The organism is Thermococcus prieurii (assembly GCF_054657655.1).
The window spans coordinates 217,235-236,055 of the sequence record NZ_BAAHYH010000001.1; the positions used below are offsets into that span (position 1 = coordinate 217,235).

Consider the following 18,821-nt stretch of genomic DNA (forward strand, 5'->3'; position numbering starts at 1 on the left):
CAGCTTTTTCCGTCAGACCTACAACCCTTCGAAATATTTTCGGGTGAAATTCGTCTTCCCGGCGGGAACCGTTTTAACGCCGGCCGAGAACCTAAACCGGTGGTGAAAATGAAGGCGGTCTTCTTCGACTTCGTCGGGACGCTCATAACGAAGGACGGCGAAAACGTGACGCACCTCAACATAATCCGCGAGGTTCTCAGGAGGGCCAACGCCAACCTTGACGCCGAAACCGTTTGGAGGGCCTACGAGGAGGAAAGCTCAAAGCTCTTCAGCGAACTGGCAGGTAAGGAAGCGAGGAAAATCCGTGAGGTCGATACGGAAGCTTTAAGACGCGTTGCAGAGCGCTACGGCTTCTCGGTTCCGAAGGACTTCTGGGAAATCAGCCTTGAGATGCACGCCCGCTATGGGGAACTCTTCCCCGATGCCATCGAGACTATTAAGGCGCTCAAGGCGCTCGGCCTCCACGTGGGAATCATAACCGACTCGGACAACGACTACATCGAGAGCCACCTAAAAGCACTCGGAATCTACGACCTCTTCGATTCGATAACCACCAGTGAGGAAGCGGGCTACTTCAAGCCCCACCCGAGGCCCTTCCAGCTGGCCCTTGAAAAGGCGGGTGTAAAGCCGGAGGAGGCCCTCTACGTCGGCGACAACCCGAAGAAAGACTGCGTTGGTGCCAAGAACGTCGGCATGACGAGCATCCTCCTCGACCCGAAGGCCGAGAAGAGAGAACTTTGGGGCAACTGCGACTTCGTCGTTTCAAAGCTGGGCGACGTCGTTGAAATAGTGAAGGGCCTGATGGAAAAATGATGGGGGTCGGCAACGGCAGGGCTCTTCATCGGCAGAGCCTCGTGTAGCGAAATTCTCGTCATTCCCCTCTTCTTCACTTCAGCCTCTGGTAGGCGACGTAAAACCTCTGGACGACGGTTATCCACGCGAGTATTCCGACGATGTAGACGCCGTACTTGACGTATTCCGCCCCGAGGAACGAGAAAACCATCAGGATTATCAGCCTCTCCGCCCTCTCTGCTATCCCCACTGCGAGCTTTCCTGAGCCGGCCAGCTCGGCCCTGCAGCGCTCGTAGCTCACCAAGTAGCTCCCCATGAACGTCAGGAAGGCAGCGCGCCAGTCGGCGAGACTTCCGAGCGCGATTCCAAAGAGCACCGCGCCGTCGCTTATCCTGTCGAAGGTCGAGTCGAGGAAGGCCCCGAAGCGGCTCGTCTTTCCGGTCAGCCTCGCCAGCGTTCCATCGAGGGCGTCAATGAGAGAACCTATCAGGAGCGTTAAAGCTGCTAACCTCGGCTCGCGGAGGTAGTAGAGGTAAGCCGCGAGGAGACTTATAAGGAGGCCTATCACAGTAACCGCGTTCGGCGTCAGTCCGGCCCTTGCGAGGGGCTTTACTATCGCCTCAAGGTAGCCCCTGACGTTCTCTCGATACCTGTTGAGGACCATTTCCTTCACCCGTCGAGCTGGATTACCTTCTTCCCCCTCTCCTGTGGAATTATTTTGAGCCTCGCGTTCTGGAACTCCCTGCGCAGGCCCTCGCCGTCGAGGAGCCTGTCGAGGAAAACAGCGAGAGCCGCCACCTCGCTGTGGGGCTGGTTGCCAACTGCCACGTTGTAGTGGGCCAGCTCGTAAACGTCTCTCGGAACCTTCTCGGCACCAACGACGATGAGGAAGTCCTTTCCAGCCCTCAGCTCCTCCTTAAGCTTCGGCATCGCGTCGTCTATGTGCACCCCGTACATCGTCAGATGGACTATAACGCCCCTCTCGCGCCACTCCCTCAGGATTTTCTTCCAGCTGGGGTCGAAGGTTATCTCGAACGGTCCTCCCCACCTCCTCACGACGTCCTCAACGCTCTCCCTGACGTGCTCGTCTTCCTCGGCGGCGATGATTATTTTGTCGGCTCCGAAGGCCCTCGCCGTCAGGGCCACGTGCGTTGTGATTCGTTTGTCCCTCTCCGGCCTGTGGCCGAGTCTGAGCACCGCTATCATCACACCTCACCCGTGAAGACCCTCCAGTAGTAAGTGAAGTCGTCCCTCCAGGGTAGGTTGTGGTAGAACTCGTAGAGGGCTTTTATATTTTCCTGTATCCTCTTTACACTCCACGTCTCGAAGATTTCGTTCAGGCTCGCCTCGTTCGGCGCGGACGCGAATACGAAGAGGGCATAGAGCTGTTCCGACGGCGGCATTCCCGCGAGTACGAGGTCGAGCTTTGAGCGGAGTTGTGGTTTTAACCTGCTCATGACGACGTTCGTGAGCCTGTCCTCTAAATCGTTCAGGAACTGGTCGGTGACGTCTACGTGTTCGTGTCCCCTCAGCTTAGTGGGGTCCTGGGCGACTATGCGGTATCCATCGATGGTAACCAGCTGATAAATTCTCGGGAAGTACGGGCTTGCTAGGTACTCGTCAAGGGTTCCTATGAAGCCGTGGCGGAAATCTGCCACGTACCATCCGCTGCCCGTGTAGAACTCGGTGATTGGGTCAATCGTGCAGTCCGTTCCGTTGAAGAGGCTGACCACCCTCGCCGGTATGTTCAGGGAGCGGAGCATGGCGGTCATTAGAATCTGAGCCTCAGCGTAGCTTATCTCGGTTCTGTTCAATATCTCGCTCGGCTGCAGTGTTGTCGTGTAGTTGTTGAGGTAGTAGCTCGACAGAATCCAGTCGTACAACTGTACTCCCGCATCGGATGCGGATTTTGCCCCGTGAATTATGGAGAGGGCTTTGGGTTTCAGGTCCTCGGGGTTGAAATGGGACGTCGATTTGAATTTTTCATTCCAGTAGGCGTCCACTATGTAGCGAGACGTTACGAAGGCGTAGTACTTTCCATAGGCGGCCTTTAAGGTGCTTTCCTTGGCCTTCCACGGCTGCCACAGAACCGTCACGTTGAAGCTCTTCACCATGCTCTCCCTCACGTTGTCCGCTATGTACTCGACGACCACCGAGGCAAGGCCACTTCTGTACGCGTACGGGGCGGAGACGGCGTAGGTCAGCGTGACGTTCTGGTGTGGGGAGAGTTGGGTTGGCACGGTCGGTGAGCTTAAGACGCGCATCCCAGGGAGTAGCCTGAGCGATACCGAAACGAGGGTTATGGCCGAATCGTAGTTGTTGGATATCTCAACGGTGACCGGGAAGTTCTCCCCACCCCTAACGGTGTCTGGGGCGTTTACCGTGATGTTTATGCCCGGCGCGGGCGTTCCGCTCTTCGAGACGACCACCATGAAGTGACCGTAGAAGCCGGTCCAGGTTCTCTTCAGTTCGTCCCTTAGCTCCAGGGACACGGGAAGGGAGTACTTGCCGGGCCTAGATGGAGCCCGGAGTATCCATATGAGCTGAACCGACTGGCCGACCTTAAGAACCGAGGGGAACGTTGGGGTCTGCACGATTTGAAAGTTGTCGTTGCCCAGGATAAGCGTGGCGCCGACCAATCCAACCTTGCCCGTGTTGTTTATCGTCACGATTAGGTGGATTGTACCACCTGGCTGAACAACGGTTTTGTCTATCGAGAACGTTACCTTGGCGGGCTGTCTTACAAGGCATCCCGATGCGAAGATTATCATGACGATACTTAAAACAAGGGCTCCTCTCTTCACCTTCATCTCCAAACCCTTTAAAGCTCGAACCGTTAATAAGCTTTAGGTGGTGGAAATGATAACGCTGACGACGGACTTCGGGCTCAAAGGTCCCTACGTCGGCGAGATGAAGGTCGCGATGCTCCGCATCAACCCGAACGCCAAACTCGTCGACGTCACCCACGCGGTAACGAGGCACTCGATAATCGAGGGCTCCTTCGTCATGGAGCAGGTGGTCAAGTACTCCCCCGAAGGAACGGTTCACGTCGGCGTTATAGACCCCGGCGTCGGGACCGAGAGGAGGGCGGTAATCATCGAGGGCGACCAGTGGCTCGTCGTTCCGGACAACGGATTAGCTACTCTCCCGCTCAAGCACATAAACCCGAGACGCGCCTGGGAGATAGACTTCGAGAAGATTAGAAAGTTCACGGGTTGGAGGATAAGCTCTACCTTCCACGGCAGGGACGTCTTTGGACCGGCCGGCGCGCTCATAGAGAAGGGGGTTTCTCCAGAGGAGTTCGCGGAGGAGATTCCGCTCGATTCCCTCGTTAAGCTCGACGTTGAACCAAAGAAGGAAGGCGACCTCTGGATTCTGAAGGTAATCTACGTGGACGACTTTGGCAACGTCATCCTCAACCTTGAGAACTACGGAAGGCCGGAGGCGGTTGAGCTCCCCGACTTCGGGCTGAGGATTCCTTACCTCGACGCCTATGGCTACGTGAAGCCCGGAGAACTGCTCGCCCTGCCCGGAAGCCACGACTACCTCGAGATTGCCGTCAACCAGGGGAGCGCGAGCGAGAGGCTCGGCCTGAAGGTTGGAGACGAGGTTAGGGTGAGGCTGGTTTAGAAAGGGTTTTGAGTAAATTGAACGAGTTTAATATGGGTGAAAAGAATGGGTGAGATAACTCTTCGGGTTCGCGTTCCAGATGGTATGGAACGACTGTTTGAACAGGAAATAAAGGCTCTGGTTAGGGCGTTCGAAGGCGGAAAGAAGGGACCGAGGGTTACCCTTGATGATGTGTTTGGCATTGTGAAGAGCGAGAAGAGTGCCAAGGAGCTGAGGTTGGAGGCCTATGAGGAGCTCTTTGGTTGATTCGTCGGTTATCATTGAGGCCCTGAAGGGCAATCCCGTTGCCAAGCGAGTGCTCCAGTCAATTGAAAACGACCCAAAGTTTACAAATCCAATAATTTTCAGCGAAGTCCTGTTTGTTTTTCTGAAACTCGCTACGGGCAAGAGCTACCTTACATTGAGGGGCAACCCCGAGGAAATTGAAAAACATCGGGATAAGCTTGAGAAAGTATATCTCTATCTCAGGGACAATTTCTCGGAGCTTCCCCTCACTGAAGAGATAGAAGAAAGGGCCTTTGAGTTCGTTCTGAATTACGGCCTGCTCCCCAACGATGCCCTAATCCTCGCCACTGCGAAATTCTATGACCTAACTCTGGTTACTCTCGATTCTGATTTCGTCGATGCCGCCAAGAGTGAGGGAATAAAAATTGTCGTTGGTGATTCGTTTAATGAAACTGAACGAGTTGTTCAAAAAGATTGAACGGGGTGGTTGCATGGTTAAGCGCGGTCTCTTCGTCGGTCGTTTCCAGCCCGTCCACAACGGGCACATGAAGGCTTTGGAGTTCGTCTTCTCGCAGGTGGACGAGGTCATAATCGGAATCGGAAGCGCCCAGGCCAGCCACACGCTCAAGAACCCCTTCACGACGAGCGAGAGGATGGAGATGCTGATAAGGGCTTTGGATGAGGCGGGCTTTGAGCGGCGCTACTACCTGATTCCGCTCCCTGACATAAACTTCAACGCCATCTGGGCGACCTACGTGGTTAGTATGGTGCCCCGCTTCGACGTCGTCTTCACCGGCAACTCTCTGGTTGCACAGCTCTTCCGCGAGAAGGGCTACGAGGTCATCGTTCAGCCGATGTTCAGGAAGGACATCCTCTCGGCGACGGAGATAAGGAAGCGCATGGTCGAGGGGAAGCCATGGGAGGATTTGGTGCCGAGGAGCGTCGCCGAGTTCATTCGGGAAATCAAGGGCTGCGAGAGAATCAGAATGCTCGCGACGGACCTCGAGAAGAACGAAAAGGAGCTCCAGGCGCCGATAAGGATTCCGGAGTTTTAGTTTTGTCCCGTTAATTTCTTTTCAATAACTCTCAGGATGTCTTCAAGAGAGATTTCTTTTGAAGGCTGGACGTTGTCTTTTGAGCCGACGTGCTTGTGGTGGGGAAAAGTCTCAACGTCCTTATGGTGTGGAGCGTTGTCCCAGCGGACGATAAGCTTTCCGTCCTTCTGCCATTGAAAAGAGTAGTTGTACTCATCCTCCGATACGAATTCCCGGATGTAAAGAACGCTCCCATCTATCAGCTCTGCCCTGATTTTCAGGAAATAAAAACTGTCCCCTTCTTTGTAGTCTATAATTTCATAGCTTTTGACTGCTGGACTGGTCTCAAGCAATTCTAACTCTCTGGGCATGTTCAATCTCCTTCAGCCTCTTCTCCAGCTCCTCAAGCTTCCTGACGTATGCTTTCCACTCGATGTAGTCGTCCCAGGCCTCGAAGGATTCTTCCGAGTCCGTAAGTTTTCTTTCAAACTCCCCCAGCGTCATCCCGTATTTCTTTTCGAAGGCCCTTACCCTCTCACGTATGGGCGCCAGCTCGGAGATTACCCTTAATCTCTCGTATGTCAACACGTCTCTCTTTGAAACCACGACCTCACTCATCTCCACCACGTTCCTAACTCGCAGTTCTTGGATAAATACCTTGTCATCCCGTTGTAGCAGACAACATGAAGAGGTTAATTTCAATGGATTTCTGAGTTCTGACAGGCTCTCACCATCTCTGTTTTATCCGCCGATGGGGTTAATCTTTTAATTCTCCCTGACAAAACACGATTGGCAAAGGTGAAATTCAGGACATATTTTCGGGCAGGTGAGACTGTGGCTTTAACACTCGCCCAGCTCCGCGAGGAGGTAAAGTACACCGCGAAGCAGGTAGGGCTTAACCTGATTTCCATTCCCTGGGTAACGGCGACAATCTACTGGCTGTCCAGCTGGTTTCCCGTTTCGAGCGGGACAATCGTCGGCCTTGCAAGCGTTTCGCTCGCCATAATATTCCCGCTCTTCTTCAGCGGGGCCGTTTTTCGGGAGAAGCTCCTGGGCATTCACGAGCTCCTTCTCTCGCTCCCGTTCCCTCCCACGCGCCTCCTCCTGCTCAAAACGCTTGCCGGGTTCGTCATTGAAGTAACCGGGATTCTTCTGGGAAGCTTCGTCGGACTGCTCCTCGCCTGGCACAGCGGGGCTCACATTCCGTTGACCCTCATACTCCCCGGACTGCTGATTTCAATGCCCCTGCTCTTCACCTTCACTTTCTTCGTGATTCTAACAACGCTCCTCTTCCAGTCCGCGTGGTTCAATGCCGTGAAGGTTGCCGTGGGTTTCGTGGCGTTCTTTGTTCCCCTCTACGTCCCGAAATACTTTGGAAACGTTCTGTCCCTGAAGCTCGCCCTCGTATTGTCCCTTGCCATCTCGGCTGGGATTTTAATTCCATCCCTCTCAATCGTGAGGTCCCTGGGCGACCGCCTCGCCGAGAGGATGGTGCTGGTGTGATGCTTTCAATGTTTGATAACCTCAAATTGAGAGAACTATTGAGAGTTGTAGAATTTTACGTTTTCAGTATTTCTGAAATAGGGCTTTTAGTGGGTTACTTTTTTTTTAAAAAATAGCTAACTCTATATTGTCAACTATTAGTTTAAGAAAAACTTTAATATTTAAAATACAATCTAACAACGGTGGTCCACATGGGATGGCTGTGTTTTGCAGAATGTACAGCAGGGTGTGCCCTTGGATGTGGAGCAGTATGTTATATAACCGGAGCAACTGCGACTTTTGTAACTTCTCAAACAGCGATGGCTGGTGCAACGGCATATGCTGTGTCCCATTGAGGTGAGAACATGAATAAATTTATTCCCTCTTTTATCTTTTTTAAAACGGACTCTGGTACTGAATATCTGTTCGATGATGTAACGGGTATTGTGCTTCAGATTCCCCGAGACGTTATCTCAAAACTCAAACATATCCTCTTTGACAGCACAACGCCCTTCGAAGCCCTAACAAACATTAAAAAGGCGTTAGACAGAGACAACGAGTATCCGGGAATGTGGATTGTATTGGAAACTTTAATCTCTAATTTCGGAGCATTTTACAGGCCTCTCCTTGAACTAAGTGATTTCGAACTCGATGAAGATGTGTTAAAATATATGGTTCTGAGAGATGGACTTTATGAAATGCTCTTAGAGGTTACCAACAACTGCAACTTTAGGTGTCGGTATTGCGTGTTCGGAGGTAATTACAAGGACTTTAGAACCCATGGATACTCCTATATGACACTGGAAACTGCAATAAAAGCCATTGACCTGTACTTTGAGTATCTAACGGAGGGAGCGTTATTGAATCCAATGAGAGAGCCAACTATAGCTTTCTATGGGGGAGAACCTCTTCTTAACTTTAAACTTATTGAAAAGTGTGTTGAATATATGAATCAGACTTATTCTGATGGATTTACCCTCCGATACACAATTACAACTAATGCTTCCTTGATAACTAAAAAAATAGCAGAATTCCTTGTCAAAAATGATTTTGATGTGGCTATAAGTTTAGACGGTCCTCAAGAAGAACATAATCGGAATAGAACCCTAGCTAACGGCAGAGGTACTTTTGACCTAGTGATGAGAGGTATATCTAACCTTAAAAAGGCTCAGAGAGAGTACGGCTCTAACAAAGAATATTTCGCTTTAATTACATATGATACAAAGTCAAATTTACATAATATCGCAAAATTTTTTGATGAAGACTCTCCCATACACCCTGTATTTGCAAGTCCGGTGCGCCCAATGGGAACTACATACTATTTCCAGTTTACGAGGAAAGATTATGAGACTCACGAGAAGATGTTACAAGAGCTCTTTAAGAAATTCCTTGATGATTCTCGGAACGGTCACAAGTCAGCCTTTTCTGAAATTTTATTTGGTGGTCCTGGATCTTTAATGTTCTATCGGAACATGTTAAGCCGCAAAAATCCAACGGTAATATTCACCTCAACCTGTATTCCAGGGTTTAAATGGTATGTAACCACCGGTGGGAAGATTCAGGTATGTGAAAGGGCACCATCCAGCACTATAATTGGGGACGTAGATAAAGGTTTAGACTTCTCTGCAATAAAAACACTAATTCAGAGGTACTCCAAGTTAATAATGGATAAATGCAATTACTGTGGTCTGGCCCACAGTTGCGCAAGATGCTTTGCATACATGGATTCAGAGGACTGCAGTCTTTTTAAGCGTTGGGTGATTGACGGATTAAAAACAGCATTCACAATATATGAGAATAATCCTGAATATTTTGAAAAAAGATTGTCAGTGTTAAATGAACGGGGTGGAATCTATGTCTTGGAAGTTCTTTAAGCTGTATCCTTGGATATATCACTATAGGGGTACTAATGGAACAACACTTTATGACTGGCTGAATGGGAAAATACTGAGCCTAAACAATGAGCAGGCAAAAGTACTGGAAAAACTAATAAATGGGGTCTTTGAGGAGGATATTCTCAAGCATAATACTATACTGGCCAAGTTGAGGGACTTTGGGTTTGTTTCTTCGGATAATATTTACATTGACAATCTCATGAGGGGATCAAAACTTCAAAAAGTGATGCAATTTATAAATACTTTCCATGTACAGCGGCTTGATTTAGTACTTAACACGCCATGCGACAAATATGAGTCATGCCCCATAAGAAATTCTATGGTTGTATCTCATGCATGTGAATCCTGCTTAGGATGTGCAAGAAATGATATACTAAGCAGAAAGATTAACCCTGAAAAACTGGCAGAGCTGTTAAATGTGTTTAGGCCACAGGTGGTGACCTTAAGCGGGGGAGAACTATTTAGTGATGCTCCTGTAGTCAATAATGTGTTATCACTGCTTTTAGAGTCTAAATATCCTAATATAGCCGTATTAATAATGCCTTTGCATTCCATTGTGAAATTCAGAAGTGAAGTTGCTAAACACGCGAGTATGTTTCTAGAACGGGGCAAAAAGCTTGCACTGACTGTTATAATTACCAAGCATGAGTTTAAAGACATCCCGAAACTCTTGGGAATGATGAAAGAACTCAATATTACTCTGACATTTGTGGCGTATATGAATCTTGATAAACCCCCTGCAGAGATACCAGAATTGAACAGCTTACAAAAAACTGTTACAATAGTACCCGCTTTCTATTCTCTCAGCGGGCAGAACGTTCTTGGGAATCTTGAGAAATTTTTAAACATGCAATACGTGAATCCCTACATAGTTAACTATCCAGCAATTGAGAACTTAATAAATGCCATCGAGTATGGCTATGCCAGTTGTTTATATGGAAATCTTATGATAGACCTTCCTAATGGGATTATAGCTCCCTGTAAAGGATATTATCTATTGAATTATAGCCAGAAAGAATTAAACCGAAAAGCACTTCAGAAGGTTATGTTGTTATGGGAAGATCCGTGCCGAGATTGTTCCCTAAAAGGAGCGTGCACTATGTGCCGCACTGTGGTTAGATCTCTCAATATCGCTCCAAACTCTTGCCCAGTATGGAAGGAATTCATAGAGGTGAGAAAATGAAATTGGCACTAGCCCGGCTCATTGAGGAAGTTACGTACGAAGTTAAGTACACTGCAAAACAAGTTGGATTCAATCTCATCTGGATTCCCGGGTTGGTGGCGGTGATTTACCTCTTCACGAGCTGGACTCCCCTTACGAGCGATGCCATCGTTGGAATCTCAAGCGTTTCAATCGCGGTTATGATTTCCCTCTTCTTCAGCGGTCCAGTTGTCAGAGAAAAACTCCTCGGAATCCATGAGATGCTTCTAGGTCTCCCCATTAGCCCCGTTCAACTCATGCTACTTAAGACCCTCGCGAGCTTCGTTATCGGAATCGCTGGAATTGCACTGGGGAGTGCCGCGGGATGCTTCCTCGTCGGGCATGCTGGCAATTCAATACCCTTAACAACAATGTTCTTTGGGATTCTGGTTTCAATTTCCCCCCTCCTAAGCTTTACGTTCCTCATAATCCTGATAACGCTCCTCTTTCAGTCAAAGTACCTTGATATAGCGAAGTCTATAATCTTCTTCGTGGCTTTCTTTGGGCCAATGTACATCCCCAAGTACTTCGGAGTTGGCCTCTCGCTGGAAACCGCACTGGTGTTATCGCTCCTGCTGTCGGCGGGGGCGTTAATTATCTCTTACTTAATCATCCACACCTCTGGAGAGGAGCTCGCCGAGAGGATAGTGCTGGTGTGAGGTGGTTCCATGATAGTCCTTGAGAACGTCCGGAAGGCCATAAGGGGAAGGGAAGTCCTCCGCGGGGTAAGCTTGACCGTAAAGCCGGGCGAAATCCACGCCTACCTCGGCCACAACGGGGCCGGCAAGACGACAACCTTTCGCCTTATTCTCGGTCTCCTCGTCCCGGACTCCGGCAGGGTTGAGGTGCTCGGCGTCAACCCGCTCAAAAACCCAGAGGTGAGGGCCGAAATCGGCTACCTCCCGGAGTACGACCTCCTCTATCCAAACCTATCGGTGTGGGACAACCTCAGGCGCTACGCTCTGCTGAAGGGAGTTTACGATGAGAAAGAACTTGGAGAGCTCCTCGAGTTCTTCGAGCTTGAAGAATACGCCAAAAAGAAGGTTTCGGCCCTATCAAGCGGGACGCGGAGGAGGGTCGCGATAGCGCGGGCCTTCCTTGGAAGCCCCGAGGTTCTAATCCTCGACGAGCCGACGAGGGGCCTCGACCCCGAGTGGAGGCTGAGGTTCAAGCGGTTCCTGAGGGAGTACGCGAGGAAGAACGACGCCTCCATCGTTTTCTCGACTCACATCCTCAGCGACGTCGATGAGGTCTGCAACACCGTGACGGTAATCCGCGAGGGTCGGGTTCTCTTCTCCGGAACCCTCGAAGAGTTCAGGAGGAGCGCGCCGGCGGAAGAGGCCGTCCTCGTGAAGGTGGCCGATGTTGAGAGGGCCATCGCGGTTCTCCGGGGGAAGGGCTATTCCCCGGAGGTCGTGAATGGCTACATAGCCCTGAAGAACGCCGAGCCGTCGGAGGTGAACGCACTCCTCGTGAAAGCCGGCCTGAGAGTTGAGGAGATTAAAAGGACGGAGCCGAGCCTTGAGGAGGTTTACGCGAGGCTCCACGGGGGGTGATTTGCGGTGCGCCCCTGGGAAGTTGCCCTCGGAAAGTTCCTCACGCCCTGGGAAGAAAACGAGGTCGTCGAGGCCGCCATCCTCACGGGAAGCTACGCCCTCGGCCTTCAAACTCCCCGCTCGGACGTGGACGTTTACATAATCCTCTCCGACGATGTGGACTGGCGGGAGAGGGGAAACGTTTTCGTTGACGGCTTTTTGATTGAGTACTTCGCGAACCCAGTGCGGGCCGTTAGGATGTACTTCGAGGAGGAACTGGCCCAGAACAGCAGGGGCACCGCGAGGATAATCCTAACCGGAAAAGTTCTCTTCGACAAGACAGGTATCGTAGAGACCCTTCGAGCCGAGGCTGAGGAGTATATGAGGAAGCCGTTCCCAAAGCCCGACCCCCTGAAAGTCGAGCTGGCCAAGTACTTCCTCTGGGACGCCCTCGATAGCCTGAAGGATTCCGAGGAACGGGGAGACCCGAGCTACTCTTACCTCTATCATCTGGCTCTGAGGGAAGCCCTTGAGTCCTACGCCCGGTTTTTGCGGGTCGAAGTACCGCCGGCGAGCAAGGTGTATCGTCTCTTCAGTGACGAGGCCTTCAGAAGGGCTTACCTCTTTCCCGACTTCCCGGATGATGAGTTCGTTGCCCTCTTCCTCAGGGCCATGGAAGAAGTCAGAACCGGGAACGCCGAGGCGTTGGTAAACCACGTCCTTGAGAAGATGGGCGGATTCAGAATAGATGGTTGGAGGCTGAGGACTGGGGTTAAGGTTTAGCCTCTGGTTCCATATCCCGCCAGTGCGAGGTTTCGTTTAACGGTTCCTCTAAAGCCCGCGATAGGGTAAAAATTAAGGTATCAAAAACTTAAAAAAGTGGAACCCTAAATTTCTCACATGCCGGACAAAACCCTCATCAAAAGGTACATCCTTAACTTCCACGAGAGGGACTTTGAAGGGGTAATCCCAAGGGAGCTGACGGTAAAAACGCTTCCCGGAAGGGCAACGGTTATAATCGGCCCGAGGAGGGCCGGAAAGACCTACTACCTCTTCTCCCTCATCGACCGAAACGTCCCCGAGCGTTACCTCTACGTTGACTTCGAGCACCCGGTCTTTCACCCGATGACGCCGGGGGACTTCATAGACGTTCTCGACGCCTACCACGAGCTCTATCCGGAGATAGAGAAGCCCGTTGTTCTCCTCGACGAGGTTCAGGCCGTTCAGGACTGGGAGAGAATCGTCCGCTATCTCCTCGACGAGGACTATACCGTCTACGTTACGGGCTCTTCCTCAAAGCTCCTTTCCCGCGAGGTGGCTACCCATCTTCGGGGCCGTTCGCTCACCTACACCCTCTTCCCGCTCTCCTTCAGGGAGTTCCTGCGCTTTAAAGGAGTCAAGTACCGGGGAAGGGAGCTCTACAGGAACACACCAAAGATAAACCGCCTTTTGGAAGAGTACCTTCGCTCTGGGGCATATCCGGAAGTGGCCCTCGCTCCAGAAGATGTTAGGGAGCTCATCCTGAAGGACTACTTCGACGTTCTCATAAAGAAGGACGTCCTCGAGAGGCACCGCGTTAAGAACGTCCACCTCCTCAACGAGCTCCTCTACTTCTCCCTCAGGGCGTACTCAAAGTACGTCTCCTTCGACTCCCTCTACAGGCTCTTCAAGGGCAGGCTGAGGGTGACGAAGAGGACGATAGCAAACTACTTCGCCTACCTTGAGGAGGCCTTCGCGCTCTTCCTTGTCAGGAGATACGGGCGCTCGCCCAAGGGAAGGATAGTGGCTCCAAGGAAGCTCTACCTGATTGATACGGGTCTGGCCCTCTTTGGGGAGAAGGATGTTGCGAGGGACGTTGAAAACGCCGTTTTCCTCGAGCTGAACAGGAGGTATTCCCTAAGACCTGGCCTTGAGGTTGCCTACTGGAAAGATGAAGCGGGCAGGGAGGTTGACTTCGTCGTCTCGGAGAACGGGAAGGTCAGAGAGCTGATTCAGGTCAGTCTCAGGCTCGACGATGAGAGGACGAGGAAGAGGGAGTTTCTGGCCCTGCTCCATGCATCCAAAAGGCTCGGCTGCAAAAACATGAAGGTGATAACGCTTGGGGAAGAGGGCGTGGAGGATGTCTCATTCTACGGCATGAGGGGCCGGATTGAGTTAATACCCCTCTCGAAGTGGCTCCTTGGCAGGGGCATTAGCTGACTTCCTATGGGCTATCCGCCAGAACATCGCCCCCGCCAGTAGAAACAGCCCGAAGCTCGCCGCGTAGGGCAGCGTCGGGTGGAGGCTCGCCAGCGCTCCCGCAACGAAGGGCGTAAAGAGACCGAGGAGCTTCCTGTAGCTCGATATCGCCGAATGGAACTCGCTGGTCCTCTCCTTGGGAGTCAGCTTGAACATCCAGGAGCGGTAGAACGGGAACCAGAAGGTGTTTCCGAAGTCGCCGACCGCGTAGACGATGAGGGCGAGCCAGAAGGGTGGCGAGAGTGCCATCACCAGCGCGTAGAATGCGTTAATCAGCATGCCGGCCCCTATCGCCTGGAATCCCTTCCCCTTTGGAACCCTCTCGCTCGCGTAGGTCCCTATTATCGAAGCCAGACTGCTCGCGCAGGCTATCAGCGTCACCTCGAAGACCGTTTTATGGAGCACAAAGACGACGTAGTTTATCAGCACGATTTCGGGAGCGAGCTCCCAGGCGAGAGTCAGCAACGCCTCGAAGACAAGGAGAACCTTGAACTCGCCTGCCTTGAAGGTGAAGCCCTCCGGCGTTATCCGCTCCTCCCGGCCAACGGAGGGGAGGAACCGCCAGATGTACGCTACCGTGACGGCAGAGAAGAGGCCGAAGAACAGGAAGGCCCAGCGGTAGCTTTCTGGCCCCGGATAGACGTAGCCGAGGACGTAGCCGATAATTGGAAATGTAACCAGCCTCGATATCTCCGGCAGGCGGAGGTGCCATGCGAAGATTTCCTCGTACTTATCCTCTGGGTAGATTACCTGCTCGTAAGCTCGATAAAGGGGATAGAGAACCGTCGAGAGCTTTTCAATCGTTCTGCCGACGAAGAGCATGATGGGAGCTATTGCCCCCTTCGCAAGGCCGTAGAGGACGTAGGCGATGCCATCAAGGACGTCTATCGCGATGAGGCCCTTCTTGATGTCCCAGCGGTTGAAGAGCCGGCCGAAGAGGTAAGTTAGGGGAATCACGATTATGTTGACCGCTGTGAAGAACGCTCCGACCTCAAGGATTGAGTAGCCGGTCTCCATGAGGTAGAGCGGGAAGAGTATCCAGACTATCAGGCCGGGGGAGATAAGCGTGTGGTAAAGCATGTAGGCTTTGGCGTCCCTCGGAATCTCGCTCCAGCGCATTTGAAGTCCCGTTCAGATTACAACCGGGATTTTAAAAAGTTTCCGAGACATTAGACGTAAACCAGCGCCGGCTCTTCCCACTCTGGATACGGGTCAATCAGCGCGATTCTTACGAACCCCCTCCGCTCGTAGAAGAGCCTCGTCTCATCGTAGGGTGTATGACTCAAATCACCAGACGTCTTGACAACGAGTAGCTCGAAGTCTCTCTTCCTCGCCCACTCCTCAATGAATTCAAGCAGTTTCGTGCCTATCCCCTGCCCCTCAGCTCCCTTTTAACGACCATCCAGAGGATTTTGAGGGCTTTCCTGTTGGTGGGCTTGACTGTCACGAAGCCGAGGACGTCGCTTCCCTTGACGGCGACAAAGGTTGTTTTCTCCCTCAAGTCACGTTCAATCGCCTTTAGGCCAGCCTCATTGAACCACTCCGGCAGATTGCGAGCTATCCTGAGGCAGACCTCCCTTTCGGCTTCCGTCTTAGCCTCACGAACCCTCACTCCAGCCACCCTTCCAGAGCACTGTTAACGACCCTTAAGAACTCCTCTTTCGTCCCACCTTTTCTGTAAAACTCCTCCAGCAGCTCCATGAAGCGCTTCTCCTCCTCAGTGGACCTCTCCCCACGCCAGCGGAAGATTCTGAAGAGCTCGCCGAGGAGCTCAATCGTGTGGAAGTCTCCCTCCTTTGGCGTTGGCTCCAAGTCTTTCATCAGCTCGACCGTGTTGATAACGTCGTAGCCGAGCTTCTTCCAGAAGGCTATCGCATCTTTGTCCTGCGGTAGGACGAAGAGGTAAAGCGCGCTGTCCCACTTCAGAACTTCTTTCTCGGCTCGCTCCACGAGCGCCCTTCCGATGCTCCTTCCCCTGAACTCGGGCCTTACGAAGAGCTCTTCAATCCAGAAACTGCCCTCCCTGCTTGAAACCCTGATGAAGCCAAGAGGCTCTTCCTCGATGGCGAGAAATATCAGGTCGCCTCGTCTGAAGTAGTGCGTTGCCTCGGCCCTGTATTCGGCCTCGGCATGTGGATTCCACCCCTGCTTTCCCCTGAGTTCACGAAAGAACTCAATGTAAAGCTCCTGGAAGTCTGGGAGGTATTCCCCAGACAGGCGGATTATCTCCATACCCCTCACCTCAAATCAGTTTCTTCCTGAAAACTAGAACGTTCGGCCCCTCTGTCTCGTCCCAGAGGAAAAGGCCGAGCCTCCTGAGCCCGGGCAGGAGGGGCTTAACCCCGCTCGGGAGCATCACGTCGAAGCTCTCCCTTCCGCGCTCCTTGGCGACCCACGCCATCGCCGGAAGCATCGCCTTGAGAGTTGCCAGGCCAACGTCAAGGGGCGTGAACGTTGCTCCTTTCTTGGAGACGAGGAAGCGGAAGCCGTTGAAGTCGTAAATGTAGGCGTTTTCTCGAATCCAGTTTAAAGCCTCCTCGCTCCTCCTCACGAAGCGCCAGCCGACGGGAATCAGGCCGAGGGTCAGGTCGCTCAGCTCAGGCTCGATTTTCTCGGGCTCCTCCGGTTGAAAATCCCCGACCTTGGCGCTGAAGACGAAGAACTTCGCCTTAACTCTAAAGCCTGTCCTCTCGGCCATCGAGATGCTCTCGCGGTTGAGGAAGTAGGTCTCGAACTCAAGGGCTTCGATTTTGCCTTCCCTTGCGAGTCCCTCGCCGAGTTCGAGCAGGAAGTCGTGCAAAAGCCTTCCATAGCCCCTGCCCCTGTATTCCGGATGGACCCTCAGCCCCTCGAGCCAGCCAACCTTTCCGGGCAGAACGGTTAGTTTTGCCGTCCCGATGACTCTGCCATCGAGTTCGAGCACGTAGAAGTTATCGCCGAGCCACTCGTCGAAGACCCGCGCTAGGTAGTCCTCGCCGTCCCAGGTCAGCCTCGCTATCTCCTCAATGAACGGTCTATCCTCCGGCCTTGCCTCGCGTATGAGCATGAACCCCACCGTCCTTAACTTGGGGAAACCTTTTAAGGTCCTTTCTCAACTACTCCTGGTGGTGTTAATGAAGCGCCTCCTAGCGGTCACCCTCGTTCTCCTTCTAGTTTTCACCTTCTTCGGATACGCCTACCACAGAAAGAGCGTTGAGGTGAAGAACTCAGAATCCGGTCTGCTCTCCGTTTCTACCACTGCCCTCTTCTGTCTGAGCGATATGGGGGCATTTAAGACAATGGTTGAGTACAACGCGAGCGCGGATTTACTGAGGGAGCGCGCCGGGAGATACGCCTACTGCGCGCAGGTTCTCAGTGAGGCTTCCGAGTCTCTGTATGAACTCACCGGAAAGGAAAGCTACCGGAACCTCCACGTTGCCGCATCAAACCTCGAGATTTTCTTCAACCACGTGAGGAACAGCGAAGAGCCGAAGAAGTATCTCCTCAAAAACGTCGATGCCCTCGTTGCCCTCGGTAACGCCTTCTCAGAGGCCTACAAGGTGGAGCTGAGGGGGAGTTTGGGAGAAAACCAGACGGGCCGGCTGGTCAATCTAACGAAAGGCCTTTCGTGGTGAATGCGAGGATTCCCAGCGCGAAAACTCCTAGTAGAAAGGCACCAACTGGAAGCTTCGACCCGGTTCCGGTCTCGATCAGCCACGCAAAGGTCAGTTGCGAGAGGGGGATCACCAGTGTCGCGAGCGCATCGAAAAGCCCCCGGGCAGTTCCAAGGCTCTCCAGGGGGATGAACCGCTGCATGAGGCTGTCGAACGAGACGTTGAGGAGCTCCCCGCCGAATCCCAGAATCAGAACCGCGGGAAACAGCGCTATCACAGCAGGAACGCCGACGATGAGGAGCGCGATGCTTTGAAGGAGCATTCCAGCCATCAACGGCCTCTTGAGACCAACGCCGCTCTTTTTTGCGAGAAGGGCAATAATAACAACGGCTGCAAGGCTCCCAACGGTTGTGAGAGACTGCAGAACCCCGTAGATGAACTCTCCCGCGCTCAGCCCCTTCAGCGCGGCGAAGACGAAAATCCTGAACGAGCCGAGGGCGAAGTTGAAGAGGAGCACGGAGGCGAGAACTCCGATGACGAGCCGTCTCTCAATGGTCGCTCTTCCACTGGAGCTCTCCAGCGGGGGTTCCCCGCCCTCCCCCCTCACCTCGACATTAAGATAGGGGACCAGCGCGAGCGCCCCAACGAGAAGGAGAACCGCGTCGAGGAGCATGGCCTTTATCCCGAAGCGGTAAGAAAGAAAGCCGGCCAGCGGGAAAACCATCAAAGAAACGGCGTTTCCGACGGTGGCGAGCTTTGCGTTGAGGCTCTGGAGCTCCGACGGCTCGAGGGTCATCGAGGCTACCAGCGAGAAGCCGTAGTAGCGGTGGAGAATGTCGAGGGCGGAGATTCCGGAGACGATGAGGTAGAACGCAGTGACGTTCGATGAGAGTGGAATTATAAGGACCGCGAGAATAGACTGGAGGATGAGCGCTAGGAAGGCCAGCCTTACCTTCCTGGCCGTTCTGTCGAGCGTCCTTCCGAGGAGGGGCGGGAGGATAACCCAGGGCAGGTGGGAGAAGAGGGCGAAGCCGCCGATGCTCAGGAGCGAGCCTGTGCTCTGGAGGACTCCCCAGGGTAATGCTACACTCTCGATGGCATCTCCCGCTGTTCTGAGGGCTGACGTGAGGAGCTGGAGGCGGTAGAGGGTTCGCTTCATGGCCGGACTTTGGGGGAGGATTTTAAAAGAATTGTGA

At 52.7% G+C, this 18,821-nt stretch carries 22 protein-coding genes and 1 pseudogene; 13 read left to right on the plus strand and 10 right to left on the minus strand.

The annotated features are described in order from the left end of the window. Positions 1 to 108: 108 nt before the first annotated feature. Positions 109 to 813, plus strand: a complete 705-nt coding sequence (locus ACYQ04_RS01295; RefSeq protein WP_460127248.1) for a TIGR02253 family HAD-type hydrolase — start codon at positions 109 to 111, stop codon at positions 811 to 813. 73 nt (positions 814 to 886) lie between these two features. Here the strand turns inward: ACYQ04_RS01295 and pgsA are convergent, their stop codons facing one another. From pgsA to ACYQ04_RS01310, 3 genes are read right to left on the minus strand one after another with little or no spacing between them, the layout of a single operon-like run. After that, positions 887 to 1,456 carry an archaetidylinositol phosphate synthase gene (gene pgsA / locus ACYQ04_RS01300; protein ID WP_460126922.1) on the minus strand — a complete coding sequence of 190 codons (570 nt, stop codon included), beginning with the start codon at positions 1,454 to 1,456 and terminating at the stop codon, positions 887 to 889. Between the two features lie 5 nt (positions 1,457 to 1,461). Next, positions 1,462 to 1,998 carry a tRNA (cytidine(56)-2'-O)-methyltransferase gene (locus ACYQ04_RS01305; protein ID WP_460126923.1) on the minus strand — a complete coding sequence of 179 codons (537 nt, stop codon included), beginning with the start codon at positions 1,996 to 1,998 and terminating at the stop codon, positions 1,462 to 1,464. Continuing rightward, positions 1,998 to 3,602, minus strand: a complete 1,605-nt coding sequence (locus ACYQ04_RS01310) for a transglutaminase domain-containing protein (protein ID WP_460126924.1) — start codon at positions 3,600 to 3,602, stop codon at positions 1,998 to 2,000. Before ACYQ04_RS01310 ends, ACYQ04_RS01305 begins: the two co-directional genes overlap by 1 nt. A 49-nt stretch (positions 3,603 to 3,651) precedes the next feature. Between ACYQ04_RS01310 and ACYQ04_RS01315 the strand changes: the two genes are divergently transcribed. The 4 genes from ACYQ04_RS01315 to ACYQ04_RS01330 are packed head-to-tail and all read left to right on the plus strand — an operon-like array spanning position 3,652 to position 5,702. Then, positions 3,652 to 4,422, plus strand: a complete 771-nt coding sequence (locus tag ACYQ04_RS01315; RefSeq protein ID WP_460127249.1) for a (R)-S-adenosyl-L-methionine hydrolase — start codon at positions 3,652 to 3,654, stop codon at positions 4,420 to 4,422. Between the two features lie 45 nt (positions 4,423 to 4,467). Next, positions 4,468 to 4,668, plus strand: coding sequence for a hypothetical protein (locus ACYQ04_RS01320; RefSeq protein WP_460126925.1), 201 nt, complete (start codon positions 4,468 to 4,470; stop codon positions 4,666 to 4,668). Further along, the gene (locus tag ACYQ04_RS01325; RefSeq protein ID WP_460126926.1) at positions 4,649 to 5,125 is read left to right on the plus strand and encodes a type II toxin-antitoxin system VapC family toxin; all 477 of its coding nucleotides are present in this window, start codon (positions 4,649 to 4,651) and stop codon (positions 5,123 to 5,125) included. The genes ACYQ04_RS01320 and ACYQ04_RS01325 overlap by 20 nt, the downstream gene beginning before the upstream one ends. Before the next feature lie 13 nt (positions 5,126 to 5,138). Continuing rightward, on the plus strand, positions 5,139 to 5,702 hold the full coding sequence (locus ACYQ04_RS01330; protein WP_460126927.1) for a nicotinamide-nucleotide adenylyltransferase: 564 nt from the start codon (positions 5,139 to 5,141) through the stop codon (positions 5,700 to 5,702). Here ACYQ04_RS01330 and ACYQ04_RS01335 read toward each other — a convergent pair. Then, the gene (locus ACYQ04_RS01335) at positions 5,699 to 6,052 is read right to left on the minus strand and encodes a toxin-antitoxin system TumE family protein (protein ID WP_460126928.1); all 354 of its coding nucleotides are present in this window, start codon (positions 6,050 to 6,052) and stop codon (positions 5,699 to 5,701) included. The genes ACYQ04_RS01330 and ACYQ04_RS01335 overlap by 4 nt on opposite strands. Continuing rightward, positions 6,027 to 6,299, minus strand: coding sequence for a hypothetical protein (locus ACYQ04_RS01340; protein WP_460127250.1), 273 nt, complete (start codon positions 6,297 to 6,299; stop codon positions 6,027 to 6,029). Before ACYQ04_RS01340 ends, ACYQ04_RS01335 begins: the two co-directional genes overlap by 26 nt. A gap of 216 nt (positions 6,300 to 6,515) precedes the next feature. On the opposite strand from ACYQ04_RS01340, the gene ACYQ04_RS01345 reads away from it, so the two are divergent. From ACYQ04_RS01345 to ACYQ04_RS01375, 7 genes are all read left to right on the plus strand, one after another. Further along, entirely contained in the window at positions 6,516 to 7,184 is a 669-nt protein-coding gene (locus tag ACYQ04_RS01345) for a hypothetical protein (protein ID WP_460126929.1), read from the plus strand. Positions 7,185 to 7,528: 344 nt separating this feature from the next. Continuing rightward, positions 7,529 to 9,037, plus strand: a complete 1,509-nt coding sequence (locus ACYQ04_RS01350) for a radical SAM protein (RefSeq protein ID WP_460126930.1) — start codon at positions 7,529 to 7,531, stop codon at positions 9,035 to 9,037. Then, complete coding sequence (locus ACYQ04_RS01355) at positions 9,018 to 10,241, plus strand: hypothetical protein (protein ID WP_460126931.1); 1,224 nt, start codon at positions 9,018 to 9,020, stop codon at positions 10,239 to 10,241. Before ACYQ04_RS01350 ends, ACYQ04_RS01355 begins: the two co-directional genes overlap by 20 nt. Continuing rightward, a complete protein-coding gene (locus ACYQ04_RS01360) occupies positions 10,238 to 10,918 on the plus strand; it encodes a hypothetical protein (protein WP_460126932.1) in 681 nt (226 codons plus the stop codon). Before ACYQ04_RS01355 ends, ACYQ04_RS01360 begins: the two co-directional genes overlap by 4 nt. A 9-nt stretch (positions 10,919 to 10,927) precedes the next feature. Beyond that, the gene (locus tag ACYQ04_RS01365; RefSeq protein ID WP_460126933.1) at positions 10,928 to 11,815 is read left to right on the plus strand and encodes an ABC transporter ATP-binding protein; all 888 of its coding nucleotides are present in this window, start codon (positions 10,928 to 10,930) and stop codon (positions 11,813 to 11,815) included. A gap of 6 nt (positions 11,816 to 11,821) precedes the next feature. After that, a complete protein-coding gene (locus ACYQ04_RS01370; protein ID WP_460126934.1) occupies positions 11,822 to 12,577 on the plus strand; it encodes a nucleotidyltransferase domain-containing protein in 756 nt (251 codons plus the stop codon). Between the two features lie 117 nt (positions 12,578 to 12,694). Then, positions 12,695 to 13,993, plus strand: a complete 1,299-nt coding sequence (locus ACYQ04_RS01375) for an ATP-binding protein (RefSeq protein WP_460126935.1) — start codon at positions 12,695 to 12,697, stop codon at positions 13,991 to 13,993. Here the strand turns inward: ACYQ04_RS01375 and ACYQ04_RS01380 are convergent. The 4 genes and pseudogenes from ACYQ04_RS01380 to ACYQ04_RS01395 all read right to left on the minus strand — a co-directional run bounded on the left by ACYQ04_RS01380 (position 13,949) and on the right by ACYQ04_RS01395 (position 17,078). Next, positions 13,949 to 15,151, minus strand: coding sequence for an MFS transporter (locus tag ACYQ04_RS01380; RefSeq protein WP_460126936.1), 1,203 nt, complete (start codon positions 15,149 to 15,151; stop codon positions 13,949 to 13,951). The two genes, ACYQ04_RS01375 and ACYQ04_RS01380, sit on opposite strands and share 45 nt — an antisense overlap. Before the next feature lie 170 nt (positions 15,152 to 15,321). Next, positions 15,322 to 15,653: pseudogene (locus ACYQ04_RS01385) on the minus strand (GNAT family N-acetyltransferase); the annotation flags it as partial. Further along, positions 15,641 to 16,264, minus strand: coding sequence for a GNAT family N-acetyltransferase (locus tag ACYQ04_RS01390; protein ID WP_460127251.1), 624 nt, complete (start codon positions 16,262 to 16,264; stop codon positions 15,641 to 15,643). The gene ACYQ04_RS01390 and the pseudogene ACYQ04_RS01385, both read right to left, overlap by 13 nt. A gap of 10 nt (positions 16,265 to 16,274) precedes the next feature. Beyond that, positions 16,275 to 17,078 carry a GNAT family N-acetyltransferase gene (locus ACYQ04_RS01395; RefSeq protein ID WP_460127252.1) on the minus strand — a complete coding sequence of 268 codons (804 nt, stop codon included), beginning with the start codon at positions 17,076 to 17,078 and terminating at the stop codon, positions 16,275 to 16,277. Positions 17,079 to 17,145: 67 nt separating this feature from the next. Between ACYQ04_RS01395 and ACYQ04_RS01400 the strand changes: the two genes are divergently transcribed. Next, positions 17,146 to 17,646: a hypothetical protein gene (locus ACYQ04_RS01400; protein ID WP_460127253.1), complete on the plus strand. Its 501-nt coding sequence runs from the start codon at positions 17,146 to 17,148 to the stop codon at positions 17,644 to 17,646. Here ACYQ04_RS01400 and ACYQ04_RS01405 read toward each other — a convergent pair. Beyond that, the gene (locus ACYQ04_RS01405; RefSeq protein WP_460126937.1) at positions 17,618 to 18,784 is read right to left on the minus strand and encodes an MFS transporter; all 1,167 of its coding nucleotides are present in this window, start codon (positions 18,782 to 18,784) and stop codon (positions 17,618 to 17,620) included. The two genes, ACYQ04_RS01400 and ACYQ04_RS01405, sit on opposite strands and share 29 nt — an antisense overlap. Positions 18,785 to 18,821 lie beyond the last annotated feature (37 nt).

Excerpts from the sequence above, each read along its gene's own strand:
- ACYQ04_RS01295 (WP_460127248.1), top strand. The coding sequence starts at position 109 with ATGAAGGCGGTCTTCTTCGACTTCGTCGGGACGCTCATAACGAAGGAC.
- pgsA (WP_460126922.1), bottom strand. The coding sequence starts at position 1,456 with ATGGTCCTCAACAGGTATCGAGAGAACGTCAGGGGCTACCTTGAGGCG.
- ACYQ04_RS01305 (WP_460126923.1), bottom strand. The coding sequence starts at position 1,998 with ATGATAGCGGTGCTCAGACTCGGCCACAGGCCGGAGAGGGACAAACGA.
- ACYQ04_RS01310 (WP_460126924.1), bottom strand. The coding sequence starts at position 3,602 with ATGAAGGTGAAGAGAGGAGCCCTTGTTTTAAGTATCGTCATGATAATC.
- ACYQ04_RS01315 (WP_460127249.1), top strand. The coding sequence starts at position 3,652 with ATGATAACGCTGACGACGGACTTCGGGCTCAAAGGTCCCTACGTCGGC.
- ACYQ04_RS01320 (WP_460126925.1), top strand. The coding sequence starts at position 4,468 with ATGGGTGAGATAACTCTTCGGGTTCGCGTTCCAGATGGTATGGAACGA.
- ACYQ04_RS01325 (WP_460126926.1), top strand. The coding sequence starts at position 4,649 with ATGAGGAGCTCTTTGGTTGATTCGTCGGTTATCATTGAGGCCCTGAAG.
- ACYQ04_RS01330 (WP_460126927.1), top strand. The coding sequence starts at position 5,139 with ATGGTTAAGCGCGGTCTCTTCGTCGGTCGTTTCCAGCCCGTCCACAAC.
- ACYQ04_RS01335 (WP_460126928.1), bottom strand. The coding sequence starts at position 6,052 with ATGCCCAGAGAGTTAGAATTGCTTGAGACCAGTCCAGCAGTCAAAAGC.
- ACYQ04_RS01340 (WP_460127250.1), bottom strand. The coding sequence starts at position 6,299 with ATGAGTGAGGTCGTGGTTTCAAAGAGAGACGTGTTGACATACGAGAGA.
- ACYQ04_RS01350 (WP_460126930.1), top strand. The coding sequence starts at position 7,529 with ATGAATAAATTTATTCCCTCTTTTATCTTTTTTAAAACGGACTCTGGT.
- ACYQ04_RS01355 (WP_460126931.1), top strand. The coding sequence starts at position 9,018 with ATGTCTTGGAAGTTCTTTAAGCTGTATCCTTGGATATATCACTATAGG.
- ACYQ04_RS01360 (WP_460126932.1), top strand. The coding sequence starts at position 10,238 with ATGAAATTGGCACTAGCCCGGCTCATTGAGGAAGTTACGTACGAAGTT.
- ACYQ04_RS01365 (WP_460126933.1), top strand. The coding sequence starts at position 10,928 with ATGATAGTCCTTGAGAACGTCCGGAAGGCCATAAGGGGAAGGGAAGTC.
- ACYQ04_RS01375 (WP_460126935.1), top strand. The coding sequence starts at position 12,695 with ATGCCGGACAAAACCCTCATCAAAAGGTACATCCTTAACTTCCACGAG.
- ACYQ04_RS01380 (WP_460126936.1), bottom strand. The coding sequence starts at position 15,151 with ATGCGCTGGAGCGAGATTCCGAGGGACGCCAAAGCCTACATGCTTTAC.
- ACYQ04_RS01390 (WP_460127251.1), bottom strand. The coding sequence starts at position 16,264 with ATGGAGATAATCCGCCTGTCTGGGGAATACCTCCCAGACTTCCAGGAG.
- ACYQ04_RS01395 (WP_460127252.1), bottom strand. The coding sequence starts at position 17,078 with ATGCTCATACGCGAGGCAAGGCCGGAGGATAGACCGTTCATTGAGGAG.
- ACYQ04_RS01400 (WP_460127253.1), top strand. The coding sequence starts at position 17,146 with ATGAAGCGCCTCCTAGCGGTCACCCTCGTTCTCCTTCTAGTTTTCACC.
- ACYQ04_RS01405 (WP_460126937.1), bottom strand. The coding sequence starts at position 18,784 with ATGAAGCGAACCCTCTACCGCCTCCAGCTCCTCACGTCAGCCCTCAGA.